Source organism: Citrobacter sp. wls718, from assembly GCF_005280945.1.
GTDB classification, from domain to species: Bacteria; Pseudomonadota; Gammaproteobacteria; order Enterobacterales; family Enterobacteriaceae; genus Citrobacter; species Citrobacter gillenii.
This window is the reverse complement of record NZ_SZWV01000013.1, coordinates 26,445-42,490: the sequence shown is the minus strand read 5'-3', so window position 1 is coordinate 42,490 and position 16,046 is coordinate 26,445. Positions and strand designations below refer to the sequence as shown.

Below are 16,046 nucleotides of genomic sequence, written 5' to 3'. Positions count from 1 at the left end.
CGGTTATGTAGGCTGTTTCACACAATGTGATTGATGATGATTTGTTCGTTTATTGATTTTTGATTTAGGTCAAGGATTGTAATTTGTAATTACAAGTTAATAAGGGACGTTTCTTTTGGAGGCAGGGCCGTGAGCAAACAAGCGATTATCGCCGAACAAGTTGATGTGAATAAAAAGATCCCGTGCGAAAAAAGCCCGGAAGAACAACTCGCGATTATGGAGGCCTACACCGAGGCGTTTCAGTCAACCCCGGAGCGTTTTCAGCGCGAGGTCCGCTGTCTGCAGGCGCTTTACCCCACGCTGTTCCGCCGTCCCTGTGCTGACGATCTGATCCTGGGACGCGTCGATGCGCTGCCGATTGGTTTTGGCTGCGTCACCTCCGTTGGCGGTGTGGGTCATTACTGCAATTTTGCCCGGCTGGACGAACTGCGGAAAATGCTGGAGTTCCCCGACCAACAATACCGTATCGATGTGCTTGAGCGCTTCTGGCGCGAGCATGACACCCGTTCTGTCTATTTTCGCCAGGCGCTGACCGATGATACGCTCGGCAAATTCGTTGACGTTAACTTTCCGGCGATTGCGACGGCGCGTTTAAGCGGCATGTATCTGGATTATCCGCAGTTGATGACGCTTGGGATCGGTGGGTTGCTGCAACGCATCGAACAGCAGCAACTGCAGGCTGAACGCGCCGGGGATGAGGCCGCGGTGCAGTTACAGCAATCTTTCAAGGACGTACTGGGCATTTTGCAGCAGGTGATTGACCGTCACATTGAAATAGCTGCCGATGAGATGGTGGAATGCACGGATGTGGAGCGCTGTAAGCATCTGCTGCTGTTAATGCGCGAGTTGGGCGCTATTCGTCATGACAAACCTGCAACTTTCATCCAGGGGATTGAACTGAGCTGGCTCTACAGCCTGTGTGCTGGTGTGGTGAATTATGGCCGTATGGATGACTACCTGGGTGATTTATTGGTGGCCGATCTTGACGCCGGACGTCTAAGCGAACGCCAGGCCATTGCGTGTATCCGTTCCCACTACCGCCTGATTGAAGCGCGGAAAACCACGGTGAATGGTCGCGTGGTGGTTGGCGGGAAAGGGCGGCGTAACCCGAAAAATGCGGATGTCTATTGTCGACTGGCGATCCAGGCCGTTGAGGAAAATGGTGATACGGAACCGCAATTTACTTTACGTATTTATCAGGGAATGGACAACGCAATCTGGCAACAGGCATTGACGGTGATTGGCACCGGCCTGACCTATCCCATTCTGTATAACGATGACGTCAATATTCCGGCGGTGATGGACGCGATGCAGGTGGAGGAAACGGAGGCCGAGCAGTATGTTCCTTTTGGCTGCGGCGAGTTTGTGCTGGCCGGGCGAAGCGTAGGCACGCCGAATACCTGTATTAACCTGCTTAAAATTCTCAATATCTCGCTCAGCGGCGGCATCGATTTTTGGGATGGTAAACAAAAAAGCGGCGGTGTGGCGTTAACCCCGCCAGAACAGATATCGTGCTTTGATGACGTGCTGAATAACTACCAGTGGTTGCTGGATTACTACATTGATATCACGGCGCACGCTCAGGCGTTGTCGTATCGGGTGATGAATGAACAGGTCGGCTTCTTGTTTACCTCGATCCTGACGGCAGACTGCGTGGCGCGCGATAAGGCGCTGCTTGACGGCGGCGTGCGCTACCTCGGCGGTACTAACGAAACCTACGGCAATACCAATGCGGCAGATTCACTGGCGGCAATCAAACAGGTTATTTTTACCGAGCAGCGTTATGACTACACAACGTTGATTGCGGCACTGAAAGCGGATTTCGTGGGCTATGACGACCTCAAGCGGGCACTGATCGCGGCGACCAAGTTTGGTAATGATGACAATGCGGCGGATGACCTGGCGGTGATGATGCATCGCTATGTTTGTACCGGCGTACGCGATGCGGCGAAGCGGGTAGGGCTGGACAGCTATCTGGTGGTGATCATCAACAATCAGGTGAATACCGAATGGGGGCGTGCAACCAGCGCTTCAGCCGATGGGCGGCATAAAGGTATTTATATGAGCAACGCCAACAACCCGCAGAGTGGGGCGGATAAAAATGGTCCGACGGCGATGCTGAACTCACTGCTGAAACTGGAGGCAAAATATCACGCCGGTTCGGTACAAAACATCAAATTCAGCAAAGGGTTATTCAACACCCGTCGCCCGCTGGTGGAGGCGTTGATGCACTCTTATTTTGAGCGCGGCGGGCCGCAGTTGATGGTCAGCGTGGTGGGTAAGGGGGAGTTGGAGGCGGCGTACCAACACCCGGAAAACTACCCTAATTTGATTGTTCGCGTCGGCGGTTTTAGCGCGCGTTTTGTCAATCTGGACCGAGATGTACAGCAGGAAATCCTGAACCGTACGCTGAACGACTGAGGTGGATGATGAGCGAAGCGGGCACGGTTTTTGATATTCAGAAATTTTCACTGCACGATGGGCCGGGGATCCGCACCACCGTCTTTCTGAAAGGATGCCAGATGCGCTGCGTCTGGTGCCACAATCCGGAGTCGCTGAGAGCCGAAAAGCAGCTGGCGTTTCTGGAACATAAGTGCCTGCAATGTCAGCGTTGCGCAGAGGTCTGTCCGCACGGATGCCACCAGTTTTCCCAAGGGCGGCATGAGATAGATTATGCCGCCTGTCAGGCGTGCGGACGCTGCGTTGAGGCATGTCCGGCGCAGGCGCTTAAAATCTATGGGCAGACCCGGAAGGTGACTGAGATCCTTGAAGAGGTCATCAAGGATAAACCCTACTTTGACAAAACCGGGGGCGGCATAACCTTGTCCGGCGGGGAGGCGATGTTCCAGTTTCCCTTTGCGCTGGCGCTGGCAAAAGCGGCGAAAACCGCCGGTTTGCACGTCTGTCTTGAAACGAACGGCGCCTCTCGTCCCGAGCGGTATCGCGAAATCGCCCCGTGGGTGGATCTGTTTCTTCTCGATTACAAAGTGACCGACGCGCGTGCACATAAAGCCCATACCGGTATTGCGAAACACGTGGTGGAGAGCACGCTGGACACGCTTAATGAGATTGGCGCACAGGTGATCCTGCGCTGCCCGCTGATTCCGGGATATAACCTCAATGATGCGCATCTGGCGGCGATCCGCACGATAACCGAACGCTATGCGGCTATCCTGCACAGTGAAATATTGCCCTACCATAATCTCGGCATGGCGAAACATCGTGAGCTTGGACAGATCCCGGTATGCACGATTAGCGTACCGGATGAGGCAACGGTGGCACAGGCACTGGAAAAATTGAATCAGAACGGAGGAAAGACCGTGCGTCGGGGGTAAGCGCGGGGTGTTTGGGTAGAATATAGCGTACGCAATTAATGATATTTCACGATATCCTGCTGTTAAACGTTTCAGCGTCAAGCGCCTTTCTTGAGCCAATTGCGTGATGGTGGTATCGTTTAGCGCTTTTTTAAAATATCGACAACCTTTAAGGGGATTTTCGTAATGCGTATCATTCTGCTTGGCGCTCCGGGCGCGGGTAAAGGGACTCAGGCTCAGTTCATCATGGAGAAATATGGTATTCCGCAAATCTCCACCGGTGATATGCTGCGTGCTGCCGTGAAATCTGGCTCCGAGCTGGGCAAACAAGCGAAAGACATCATGGACGCCGGTAAACTGGTGACCGATGAGCTGGTGATCGCGCTGGTCAAAGAGCGTATTACACAGGAAGACTGCCGTAATGGTTTCCTGCTGGACGGCTTCCCACGTACTATTCCGCAGGCTGACGCCATGAAAGAAGCGGGTATCGTTGTGGATTACGTTCTGGAATTCGCGGTACCGGACGAACTGATCGTTGACCGTATTGTTGGTCGTCGCGTTCACGCGGCATCTGGCCGTGTTTATCACATCAAATTCAACCCACCTAAAGTTGAAGGCAAAGACGATGTGACCGGCGATGAACTGACCACCCGTAAAGATGACCAGGAAGAGACCGTGCGTAAGCGTCTGGTTGAATACCATCAGATGACTGCCCCGCTGATTGGTTACTACCAGAAAGAAGCGGAAGCGGGTCAAACCAAATACGCGAAAGTTGACGGTACGCAGGCTGTTGCCGCTGTTCGCGCTGACCTGGAAAAAATCCTCGGTTAAGTTTTAGCGTTGTGAACCCCTTATCAGGCCAGCCATTATCGCGTAGGCCTGATAAGCGCAGCGCCATCAGGCAATCGGTGCCGGATAGCGGCGTAAACGCCTTATCCGGCCTACCGATATCGTTAGCTCCATCAGGCATATTCTTACCTCTCGCAGCAATTAGTTCTTCTTCCTCGCTTTTCCGCTACAATTATCAACAATTTGAATCAATACGAGGCGGTAATGCGTCAGACGAAAACCGGTATCCTGCTGGCAAATCTCGGCACCCCCGATGCCCCCACACCCGAAGCAGTTAAACGTTATCTGCGCCAGTTTTTAAGCGACACACGCGTGGTCGATACTCCCCGTCTGCTGTGGTGGCCGCTGCTGCGCGGAGTGATCCTGCCGCTGCGCGCGCCGCGCGTCGCGAAGCTATACCAGTCAGTCTGGATGGATGAAGGCTCGCCGCTGATGGTCTACAGCCGCCGTCAGCAGCAGGCGCTGGCAAAATGCCTGCCGGATACGCCGGTTGCGCTGGGGATGAGCTACGGTTCCCCCTCGCTGGAAAGCGCGGTCGACGAACTGCTAGCGAGCGGCGTTGAACACATTGTGGTGTTAACGCTGTATCCGCAATACTCTTGTTCAACGGTGGCCGCGGTGTGGGATGAACTGGCGCGCATTTTAGCGCGCAAGCGTGCGATCCCCGGCGTCTCCTTTATTCGCGATTACGCAGACGACAGCGCGTATATTGATGCGCTGGCCAAAAGCGCCCGTGATGCGTTTGCCCGGCACGGCGAACCCGATTTACTGCTGCTTTCTTACCACGGTATTCCACAGCGCTACGCTGATGAAGGCGATGATTACCCGCAACGCTGTCGCGACACCACGCGGGAGCTGGTGTCGGCGTTAGGGCTGCCGCCGGAAAAGGTGATGATGACCTTCCAGTCACGCTTCGGTCGGGAACCATGGCTGACGCCATATACCGACGAAACGCTCAAAATGCTGGCGGAAAAAGGAACCCGGCATATTCAGGTCATGTGTCCGGGATTTGCTGCTGATTGCCTTGAAACTCTGGAGGAAATCGCCGAGCAAAACCGAGAAATTTTCCTCGAAGCGGGCGGGCAGAAATACGAATATATTCCGGCGCTGAATGACGCACCGGAACACATCGAAATGATGCTGAAACTGACCGCTGCCTATCGCTAAAGCTGCGCTCTGAAGAAACGCGCGCCATCCCGCAAGGCATCGTCGGCGGTTTTCATCATCCGCGAGTAATGCAGGAAGGCGTGCAGCGTGCCGAGGTACATTTTGTACTGACAGGGCTGCCGATGCGCCTGGAGCGTCTGGAACAGTAAGCGGCTGTCGTCAATCAGCGGGTCAAACTCTGCACTGGCGATAAAACACGGCGGCACATCGCGGGTGAGATCGTTGTTAAATAAACAATAGTACGGCGACTCGCGGTCATCGACGCTGCGCAGATAGGCGTCTTCGTACATCTGCAGATCGTCTCGCGTTAAGCCATCCCATTCTCCGCCCATCAGTCGTCGGCTGATCGAATCCCGTAAACCGTACAGCCCGTACCACAACAGCACGCCCGCGACCTTACCGCAGGCAATTTGCTTATCGCGTAGCCACAGTGCGCTGGCAAGCGCCAGCATGGCGCCTGCGGAATCACCGGCAAAACCGATATTCTCTACGTTCAGCGCATAGTCAGCGGCATGGTGATGAAAGTACTGGCAGGTCGCGACAATTTCTTCGATGGCCTGTGGAAAGCGCGCTTCCGGCGAAAGTGAATAGTCGATGCCAATTACCGTGCAGCGCGTGTAACTCGCCAGCAAGCGCATAATGCGATCGTGCGTATCCAGAATACCGAGAATAAAACCGCCGCCGTGCAAATAGTACAGCGTGGCCTGGCTATGGGGTTGGGGGGAGTAAATCCGCGTCGCCACCGGGCCGCACGCGGTAGAAATGACGCACTCCCGGGTACTCATCTGCGGAGCATCGGCATTCCAGAACTGACGCTCATGCACGTAGTGTTGGCGTTGGGCAACGAAATCATCCGCGGCGGGCCACGGCGGCAGGTCATCGCGATGAAAGTTCACCACGCTTTTCATTTCGTCTGAAATAAGGTCGAGGACGGGGATCTTGTTTTCCGGCTGCATAAAACGCTCCTTGTAAAAGGTGATGTATTGTAGAAATTAACGGCAGATAAACTGCGATCTCACCGCCCGATATTGAAAATTAGCACCGCGTCGCGCGCGCAGGAGGGAATGTGCTACCATGCATCGCTCAGTTAACCACCCGTAAAATCGACCATGAAATTTCCCGGCAAACGCAAATCCAAACACTATTTTCCCGTCAGCGCGCGCGATCCGTTGCTGCAACAAATTCAGCCTGAAAACGAGACCAGCGCCGCCTGGGTCGTCGGTATCGACCAGACTCTGGTGGATATAGAAGCCAAAGTCGATGACGACTTTGTGAAGCGTTATGGATTAAGCGCCGGGCATTCTCTGGTGATTGCTGATGATGTTGCTGAGGCGCTCTATCAGGAACTGGTGCGTGAAAATTTAATCACCCATCAGTTTGCGGGCGGAACCATCGGTAACACCATGCACAACTATTCGGTACTGGCGGATGACCGGTCTGTATTGCTGGGCGTCATGTGTAGCAACATTGAGATTGGTAGCTACGCGTATCGCTATTTATGCAATACCTCTAGCCGTACCGATCTGAACTACCTGCAGGGCGTTGACGGGCCGATTGGTCGCTGCTTCACGCTGATTGGCGAATCCGGCGAGCGTACCTTCGCCATCAGCCCCGGTCACATGAACAAACTGCGGGCGGACAGCATTCCCGAGTCGGTGATTGCCGGTGCCTCTGCGCTGGTGCTGACCTCATATCTGGTGCGCTGCGAACCGGGCGAGCCGATGCCGGAAGCGACCATGAAGGCCATTGAGTTCGCCAAAAAGCACAATGTCCCGGTGGTGCTGACCTTAGGAACCAAATTCGTTATTGCGGATAACCCGCAGTGGTGGCAGGAATTCTTGAAAGAGAATGTCTCCATTCTGGCGATGAACGAAGAAGAAGCCGAAGCGCTGACCGGCCTGAATGACCCGCTGCTGGCATCTGACAAAGCGCTGGATTGGGTGGATTTGGTGCTGTGTACCGCCGGTCCGGTGGGCCTGTATATGGCTGGGTTTACGGAAGATGAGGTCAAACGCAAAACGCAGCATCCGCTGCTGCCGGGCGCCATTGCCGAATTCAACCAGTACGAGTTCAGCCGCGCGATGCGCCATAAAGACTGTATCAACCCGTTGCGTATTTATTCGCACATTGCCCCGTACATGGGTGGCCCTGAGAAAATCATGAACACCAACGGCGCGGGTGACGGTGCGTTGGCGGCCTTGCTGCATGATATTACGGCAAACAGCTACCATCGCGGCAATGTGCCGAACTCCAGCAAGCACAAGTACACCTGGCTGACCTATTCCTCGTTAGCGCAGGTGTGTAAATATGCCAATCGCGTGAGTTATCAGGTGCTGAACCAGCATTCACCGCGCCTGACGCGCGGATTGCCGGAGAAGGAAGACAGCCTCGAAGAGGCTTACTGGGAGCGTTAAGCGGTATTGCGCGACATTGCCCGGTGGCGTTATTGCTTACCGGGCCTGCATAATGCGGTGTACCCGCAGGCCGGATAAGCGCTAGCACCATCCGGCACACAACATTAACTGGCGGTAGCAACGTTACCCGCTGGTGGCGTTTCAATAAGTTCCAGCATGGTGCGCGCGATTTCACGTTCACCCATCACCACCTGATTAGCACCACGCTCGGTAATGTATTCCACTTCATCGTCATAATGCGCGCGGGCGATAATCTCAATCGTCGGGCACTTCTCACGCGCGGAAGCCACAATCTCACCGGCTTCATAACCATTCGGGATGGTCAGCAGCAGCCAGCGCGCACAGTCCAGATGCGCCAGGTTCATGATCTCTTCGTTGGCTGCATTGCCCAGTACCGCGCGGATCCCACGTTCACGTAGCTCGTCCACGCGAGTCCGCGACGTTTCGATAACCACCAGCGGGATACCCGCAGCCATCAGTTTTTCACCTAACAAGCTACCGACGCGGCCAAAACCGACCAGCAGGGCATGATTACAGATATCGACCGGGATTTGCTTCTCTTCTTCGATAGCTTCTTCCAGCGTCTGCTCTTCCAGCGTTTCGGTTTTTGCGAGGTATTTTTCCAGCACGGCGAACAGCACTGGATTTAGCATGATGGACAGGATGGCCCCGGCCAGCACCAGGTTTTGTCCCGCCTGTGGTAACAGGTTAAGCGCCATGCCAAGGCCGGCGAGGATAAAAGCAAATTCGCCAATCTGCGCCAGGCTGGTGGCAATGGTGAGCGCTGTGCGCTGAGAGTGACCGAACAGGCGCACCAGGAAATAGGCGGCGAGGGATTTACCAAAGATGATAATTGCCAGCGTGCCCAGCACAGCCAGCGGTTGCTGGATCAGGACCAATGGGTCGAACAGCATGCCGACGGAAACAAAGAACAGCACCGCAAATGCATCACGCAGCGGCAGGGTGTCATGCGCCGCACGGTGGCTCAGTTCAGATTCGTTCAGCACCATACCGGCGAAGAACGCGCCCAGTGCGAAGGAAACATCGAATACTTCTACGGCACCAAACGCGATACCTAATGCGAGTGCCAGTACCGACAGGGTAAACAGTTCACGCGAGCCCGTGGCGGCGCTACGGGCCATGATCCACGGCACCAGGCGACGACCGACCAGCATCATAATGGCGATAAACGCGATTACTTTACCGATGGTGATGCCCATATCAACGGCCAGTGACGCAAAGCCAACGTTGTCTTTTTCCAGCATACCGGCGATGGCTGGCAGGAGAACCAGCGTTAGCACCATCATCAGGTCTTCAACAATCAGCCAGCCAATGGCGATCTGCCCGCGCTGGCTGTCAATCAACTGTCGTTCTTCAAGCGCGCGCAGTAGCACCACGGTACTGGCGGTAGACAGACATAATCCAAAGACGATACCGACCATCAGCGACCAGCCCAGCACAGCTGAAAGCGCCATACCCAGCAGCGTCGCCACGGCTATCTGGGCTATCGCACCGGGAATGGCGATGGACTTTACCGCCATTAAATCCTTCAACGAAAAGTGTAGCCCCACGCCGAACATCAGCAGGATCACGCCAAGTTCTGCCAGTTCCGGCGCAAGCTTGGTATCCGCAACAAAACCAGGTGTAAATGGACCGGCCAGAACGCCCGCTAACAGATATCCCACCAGAGGAGAAATACGCAGTTTATTGGCAAGCATGCCAAATATAAAAGCGAGCACAAGGCCGCCAACAATGGTGGTGATAAGCGGGGTGGCGTGATGCATTCCGTCTCCTTTGATTGCTGTGGTGATCCTGAAAACCCTAATTACGAGTAATAGTTTATGACAATTTTAATGTTTATGTTTATGAATAATTATTGAAATTTGATGAAAACAGGAATTTAGTCGTAAAAAAGCACGGATCGGATAACTGCGGGGGGAAGCGTAGAGCAAACGCTGATGATCACTGTAAGTGATGGCGGCCAAAGTTTACTTTTGGCCGCCATAAAATCAGGCTTTATGTCGGTTATCAGGTAAGAATATGGTCAGTATCCCCAGAAGAGGCAGGAAAGCACATATTTTATAGACCAAATCAATACTGGTATGGTCGGCAACCAGCCCTAACACCGCGGCCCCTAAGCCGCCCATGCCAAAGGCAAAACCGAAAAACAGCCCAGAAACCATGCCGATACGCCCCGGAAGCAGCTCCTGAGCGTATACCAGAATGGCAGAAAAGGCCGATGCCAGGATAAAACCAATGATCACGGTTAAAATCCCGGTCCATTCCAGCGTTGCATAGGGTAAAACGAGGGTAAACGGCGCTACGCCGAGGATAGAGCCCCAAATGACATATTTTCTACCGATTTTATCACCTAGCGGTCCGCCAATAACCGTCCCTGCCGCAACGGCAAACAGGAACGCAAACAGGTGGAACTGCGCATTTTGTACCGATAATCCGAATTTTTGCATCAGATAAAAGGTGTAATAGCTGCTGATGCTCGCCATATAGAAGTATTTGGAGAAAATCAGCACCAGCAGGATGCTAATCGCCAGCACCACCTTGTTGCGCGGTAGCGGGTTAACGATGGCGACTTTCGGCTTACCTTTACTCATCCGATGTTGGGCCGAATACCAACGGCTGATTTGCGCCAGTACCACAATCGCTAACAACGCGGCCAGCACGAACCACGCTACATTACCCTTACCGTATGGCGCGATGATGACAGCCGCCAGCAATGGCCCCAGAGAACTGCCGAAGTTACCGCCCACCTGGAAAATAGACTGGGCCAGACCATGGCGACCGCCGGAAGCCATCCGTGCCACGCGAGACGATTCCGGGTGAAACACCGATGAACCTGTGCCGACCAGCGCAGCGGCGAGCAGCACCATATGGAAATTACCGGCCATTGCCAGCAATACCAGTCCACTCAGCGTGAAGCACATGCCAATAGGCAGTGACCATGGCATCGGATATTTGTCTGTCCAGTAACCTACCACCGGTTGAAGTAACGAGGAGGTGAGCTGGAAAGTCAGGGTAATCATCCCGATCTGCATAAAGCTCAGCGAGAACTCTGACTGCAACAGCGGATAAATCGCCAGGATCAGCGACTGGATCATATCGTTGAGCAGGTGAGAAAGGCTGATCGCCCCTAAAATGCCAAACGAGGTGCGTGCTTTTTGCGACGGCGCAGCAGAGCCGGGGAGCGGTTGAGCGGTTTGATTGGTAGCCATAGGTCCACTTCAGTAATGATGAGACAGGAACAGGTGTAATTATTATCCGACTAACATACCTGCGGAAGGTGTTTGAAGGAAGTCTCATTTCTGAAAACATTTTCGGCTATTATTTCATATCATTGTAATTTCAGCGGTTGATATTGGGCCAGGGAGAGAAGCATGAAATTTTTGAAACGGGGCGTGGCGCTGGCATTATTTGCCGCCTTTGCGCTGGCAGGTCAGCCTGCTCAGGCTTACGAAAAAGATAAAACCTATAAAATAACCATTCTGCATACCAACGATCATCACGGCCACTTCTGGCGCAGCGAATACGGCGAATACGGGCTGGCGGCGCAAAAAACGCTGGTGGACGGTATTCGTCATGAGGTGGCAGCCGAGGGCGGAAGCGTCCTGTTGCTTTCCGGCGGCGACATTAATACCGGTGTACCGGAGTCCGATCTTCAGGATGCTGAACCGGATTTTCGCGGCATGAACCTGATTGGCTATGACGCGATGGCGGTGGGAAACCACGAATTTGATAATCCACTGACCGTGTTGCGACAGCAGGAAAAATGGGCCAAATTCCCGCTCCTCTCCGCCAACATCTACCAGAAAAGCACCGGTGAGCGTTTATTCAAACCCTGGGCCATCTTTAAGCGCCAGGATTTAAAAATTGCCGTTATCGGTTTAACCACCGACGACACGGCGAAAATTGGCAACCCGGAGTTCTTCACCGACATCGAGTTCCGTAAACCTGCGGATGAAGCCAAACTGGTGATTCAGGAACTCAATATGGGTGAAAAGCCCGATGTCATTATTGCCACCACGCACATGGGGCATTACGACAACGGCAACCACGGCTCCAACGCTCCAGGCGATGTGGAAATGGCGCGTAGCCTGCCCGAAGGCGCGCTGGCGATGATTGTGGGTGGTCACTCACAGGATCCGGTGTGCATGGCATCGGAAAACAAAAAGCAGGTGGATTACGTACCAGGTACCCCGTGTGCGCCAGATAAACAAAATGGTATCTGGATCGTCCAAGCGCACGAGTGGGGAAAATACGTAGGCCGCGCGGACTTTGAATTCCGCAACGGCGAAATGAAAATGGTCAACTACCAGCTCATTCCGGTAAACCTGAAGAAGAAAGTGACCTGGGATAACGGCAAAAGTGAGCGCGTACTTTTCACCCCGGAAATCGCTGAAAACCCGCAAATGCTTTCCCTGCTAACGCCGTTCCAGAATAAAGGCAAAGCGCAGCTGGAGGTCAAAATTGGTAGCGTTAATGGGCGTCTGGAAGGAGACCGCAGCAAAGTCCGTTTTGTTCAGACCAATATGGGGCGTCTGCTACTAGCGGCGCAAATGGCGCGCACCGGTGCTGATTTTGGCGTGATGAGCGGTGGTGGCGTCCGTGACTCCATTGAAGGCGGCGATATTACCTATAAAAGCGTGCTCAAGGTTCAGCCGTTTGGCAACATAGTGGTCTATGCCGATATGAGTGGTAAAGAGGTGGTTGACTATCTGACCGCCGTCGCGCAAATGAAGCCGGACTCGGGTGCCTATCCGCAATTTGCCAACGTTAGCTTTGTGGCGAAAGACGGCAAGCTTAACGATTTGAAAATCAACGGCGAGCCCGTCGACCCGGCCAAAACCTATCGCATGGCGACGCTGAGTTTCAACGCCACCGGCGGTGATGGCTATCCGCGAATTGATAACAAACCGGGTTATGTGAATACCGGGTTTATCGATGCGGAAGTATTGAAAGAGTATGTGCAGAAGAATTCACCGTTGGATGTCAGTACGTTTGAGCCGAAGGGTGAAGTTAGCTGGCAATAACAGGGCTATTTTGTTCGCCATTTTGAACGCGGGCAGTGCTCGGACAAAACTCACAGAGTTTTGAACGCCCATCAGGGCGGCCCGGAGGGGGAGCGTAGCGAATAATCCTCACGTACTACATGTACGCTCCGGTTCCTGCGCGCTGGCCGAGTCCAAACTGCCTTCACCAATAGCGCCCTGTAGAGTATTCAGTTGTAGGCCTGATTAGCGTAGCGCCATCAGGCAATCATTCCAAAACAGGTTAATCGCGGCGTGCGATATCGGCGAATTTCGCATCCAGAATTTTGGCCAAATCGTCCGCCGCCAGTTCAATATCCAGCCCGCGTTTGCCGCCGGAAACATAAATGGTGTCAAACGTCCGGGCGGGGGCGTCGATAAGCGTCGGCAATCTTTTTTTCTGCCCTAATGGGCTGATGCCGCCCACCAGATAGCCGGTGGTACGCTGCGCCACCATCGGGTCGGCCATGTCGACCTTTTTCGCGCCCAGCGCCCTGGCGACCTTTTTCAGATCCAACTGTCCGGCTACCGGCGTGACGGCGACGGCCAGATGTTTCATATCGCCATTCACGGCAACCAGCAGCGTTTTATAGACCTGATCTGCATTCAGACCCAGTTTACGCACCACTTCATCACCAAAATCAGTCTCTGACGGATCGTGGTCATAGGTGTGGATCTGGAACGAAATGTTGTTTTTTTCGAGTAATTTAACGGCGGGTGTCATAGCAATTTTTCCTGGCTCAGACAAAATACGACTAAAGCATACGCCTGATGGCGGTCGAAAAAATAGTACCATCTTGCGCAATAGTATTGGCAGGATGCTGACTTTGAGCGACAATCGACCTACACCGATGCTTTAAGCGTCGGCATAATAATAATGATGAAATTCCTCTTTGACGGGCCAATAGAAATATTGGCCATTTTTTTATCGCAACATCTCCGGCAAATTCCCTTCTCCATAAAGATGCAGTGCGCCTACTGCCACCACATAATGGCCTGCGGGCAACGCGTTAAGCTTGTCCCGCCATGCCTCATTTCGCTGGTGCATCAGGACGTCATATAACGACTGACTGAACGTATTGGGTAACGTGAGATCGTTATTTTGCGGCGGTGTTTTTAACCACCAACCCATCATCTGTTGCAGCAGACGGGCATTGGTATGCCAGTGTGTCAGGGTATCGTCCAGCAACGCCAGACCGTTATCCGGTAGCTGACATAAAAGATCGATTTGGCTGGCAGCACCTTCCAGCTCGATAACCGGCTTTTGCGCCTGCTTCGCCTGTTTCAGCAGTTGGTAATCAATTCCGTATTCCGCACGTAACCCCAACTGCTGCGCCTGGGTAGCCTGCAATATCATGGCGATTTGCCACAAAGGTTGGGTGGAAAACAGGGAAGGGGAAATGCCCAACTCAGCGCTGACTTTTTGCACGTGGCGGAGCTGTTCGTCGCTGATACGGTCTTCCAGAGCGGCAAACGTGGGCAGGTTAGCAAACGGCGCATCGTCACCGGAGACATCGGCTTCGACGATCAGCGCGTCGGCGCGGTAGAGCTTTTTCAGGAGTTTGGCGGGCAGAGGGGCCATTTCACGGCTGCCCATATGAATACTGCCAATCAGATGAAAATGGCGATCGCCGGGCAACGAGATGTCGATAGCAGGCCAGGTATAATGGTGACCGCGTAGTGCAGACCATAATGCTTTTACCCGGTATAACAGATCCATACGACCTCCCGTTGAAAAATCCCATGCTAGCGCGTGGTCCGGGAAGGTGCAATGCGTGAATCGCCGGATGGCGACGCGAAAGCGTCTTATCCGGCCTACGATATCACCTGCATTTTGTAGGCCGGATAAGCGTTAGTGTCATCCGGCACACGGTTACTCTTTGGGTTTAAAGCGCAGCAGTCGGTTCGCGTTGCTTACCACGGTGATGGAAGAGAGCGCCATCGCCGCCCCGGCCACCACTGGGTTAAGCAGGGTACCGGTAAACGGCCACAGGATCCCGGCGGCAACGGGAATACCAATGCTGTTATAGATAAATGCGCCGAGCAGATTTTGCTTCATGTTCCGCAGGGTGGCCCGCGAGATAGACAGCGCATCCGCTACGCCCATCAGGCTATGGCGCATCAGCGTAATCGCCGCGGTTTCAATGGCGACATCGCTGCCACCGCCCATGGCAATCCCTACATCAGCCTGGGCAAGTGCTGGCGCATCGTTGATCCCATCACCGACCATCGCCACCTGATGTCCCTGGCTTTGCAGGCGTTTAATCGCCTCTGCTTTTCCGTCCGGCAGAACGCCCGCGATCACCTCGTCGATGCCTGCTTCTTTGGCAATAGCGTTAGCGGTGGTTGGGTTGTCCCCGGTGAGCATCACCAGACGATACCCGGCGCGGTGCAAACGCTGCAGTGCCGCCACGCTGTCGCTGCGCAGCGGGTCACGTACCGCGAGCAGTGCGGCCGCTTTGCCGTCAATCGCCAGCAGCACCGGAGTCGACCCCTGAGTGGCTTGCGCGGTGATTTCAGCTTCCATCTCTGTGGTGATCACCTGCTGTTCATGGAGCAGCGTCTGGTTGCCCAGCAGCAGCATATGACCTTCCGCTTCACCGCTAACGCCTAAGCCGCGCAGCGTACGGAACCCATTGACCTGCGGCAGGGCCGCATCGCCGGCTTTATCCAGAATCGCGCGGGCCAGCGGGTGGCTGGAACCCTGTTCAAGGGCTGCGGCCAGACGGATGGCCTGCGCTTCATCGATATCACCGAAAGTTTTGATGGCGACAACCTGCGGTTTCCCTTCGGTCAGCGTCCTGGTTTTATCAAACACCACGGTATCAAGCGTACTGGCACGCTGCAGCGCATCGGCGTCGCGGACCAGAACACCAAACTCTGCGGCACGACCGACCCCGGAAATAATCGACATCGGTGTTGCCAGACCCAGCGCACACGGGCAGGCGATAATCAGTACGGTGGTGGCAATCACCAGCGTATAGACAATCTGCGGTGCCGGGCCAAAGAAATACCAGATTGCGGCGCTGACCAGCGCAATCACTACCACCACCGGAACGAACACCGAGGAGATGCGGTCAGCCAGCTTGCCAATCTCTGGCTTGCTGCTTTGCGCCTGACGGACCATGCGAATAATGCGCGACAGGGTGGTATGGCTGCCGACAGCGCTGGCGCGGAACAGCACGCTGCCATCCTGAACCACCGTACCGGCGTGGACGCTGTCGCCTTCGCCTTTTTGTTGTGGGATTGGCTCGCCGGTG

The 16,046-nt window shown here is 54.3% G+C and carries 12 protein-coding genes; 6 read left to right on the top strand and 6 right to left on the bottom strand.

The genetic code is table 11. The annotated features are described in order from the left end of the window. Positions 1-129 precede the first annotated feature (129 nt). From FDW95_RS02270 to hemH, 4 genes are all read left to right on the top strand, one after another. A complete protein-coding gene (locus FDW95_RS02270) occupies positions 130-2,421 on the top strand; it encodes a pyruvate formate lyase family protein (protein ID WP_115259193.1) in 2,292 nt (763 codons plus the stop codon). Positions 2,422-2,426: 5 nt separating this feature from the next. Next, positions 2,427-3,335, top strand: coding sequence for a glycyl-radical enzyme activating protein (locus FDW95_RS02265; RefSeq protein WP_249358875.1), 909 nt, complete (start codon positions 2,427-2,429; stop codon positions 3,333-3,335). 165 nt (positions 3,336-3,500) lie between these two features. Further along, the gene (adk, locus tag FDW95_RS02260) at positions 3,501-4,145 is read left to right on the top strand and encodes an adenylate kinase (protein WP_115259192.1); all 645 of its coding nucleotides are present in this window, start codon (positions 3,501-3,503) and stop codon (positions 4,143-4,145) included. A gap of 222 nt (positions 4,146-4,367) precedes the next feature. After that, positions 4,368-5,330: a ferrochelatase gene (hemH, locus tag FDW95_RS02255; protein WP_115259982.1), complete on the top strand. Its 963-nt coding sequence runs from the start codon at positions 4,368-4,370 to the stop codon at positions 5,328-5,330. On the opposite strand, the gene aes is transcribed toward hemH, so the two are convergent. Further along, complete coding sequence (gene aes / locus FDW95_RS02250) at positions 5,327-6,286, bottom strand: acetyl esterase (protein ID WP_137363398.1); 960 nt, start codon at positions 6,284-6,286, stop codon at positions 5,327-5,329. The genes hemH and aes overlap by 4 nt on opposite strands. 153 nt (positions 6,287-6,439) lie before the next feature. Between aes and FDW95_RS02245 the strand changes: the two genes are divergently transcribed. Further along, on the top strand, positions 6,440-7,744 hold the full coding sequence (locus FDW95_RS02245; protein WP_096758024.1) for an inosine/guanosine kinase: 1,305 nt from the start codon (positions 6,440-6,442) through the stop codon (positions 7,742-7,744). Positions 7,745-7,848: 104 nt separating this feature from the next. Here the strand turns inward: FDW95_RS02245 and ybaL are convergent, their stop codons facing one another. Both ybaL and FDW95_RS02235 read right to left on the bottom strand, forming a co-directional pair. Continuing rightward, a complete protein-coding gene (ybaL, locus tag FDW95_RS02240) occupies positions 7,849-9,528 on the bottom strand; it encodes a YbaL family putative K(+) efflux transporter (RefSeq protein WP_115259190.1) in 1,680 nt (559 codons plus the stop codon). 225 nt (positions 9,529-9,753) lie between these two features. Next, positions 9,754-10,974, bottom strand: a complete 1,221-nt coding sequence (locus tag FDW95_RS02235; protein WP_115259189.1) for an MFS transporter — start codon at positions 10,972-10,974, stop codon at positions 9,754-9,756. Between the two features lie 162 nt (positions 10,975-11,136). On the opposite strand from FDW95_RS02235, the gene ushA reads away from it, so the two are divergent. Next, positions 11,137-12,789, top strand: a complete 1,653-nt coding sequence (ushA, locus tag FDW95_RS02230; protein ID WP_115259188.1) for a bifunctional UDP-sugar hydrolase/5'-nucleotidase UshA — start codon at positions 11,137-11,139, stop codon at positions 12,787-12,789. 241 nt (positions 12,790-13,030) lie between these two features. Here the strand turns inward: ushA and ybaK are convergent, their stop codons facing one another. The 3 genes from ybaK to FDW95_RS23380 form a co-directional block, all read right to left on the bottom strand. Beyond that, positions 13,031-13,510: a Cys-tRNA(Pro)/Cys-tRNA(Cys) deacylase YbaK gene (gene ybaK, locus FDW95_RS02225; RefSeq protein WP_115259187.1), complete on the bottom strand. Its 480-nt coding sequence runs from the start codon at positions 13,508-13,510 to the stop codon at positions 13,031-13,033. A 201-nt stretch (positions 13,511-13,711) separates the two neighbouring features. Then, positions 13,712-14,506: a TraB/GumN family protein gene (locus tag FDW95_RS02220; protein ID WP_096758020.1), complete on the bottom strand. Its 795-nt coding sequence runs from the start codon at positions 14,504-14,506 to the stop codon at positions 13,712-13,714. 153 nt (positions 14,507-14,659) lie between these two features. Beyond that, the coding region (locus FDW95_RS23380; protein ID WP_249358873.1) for a heavy metal translocating P-type ATPase at positions 14,660-16,046 on the bottom strand (1,387 nt) is incomplete at its 5' end.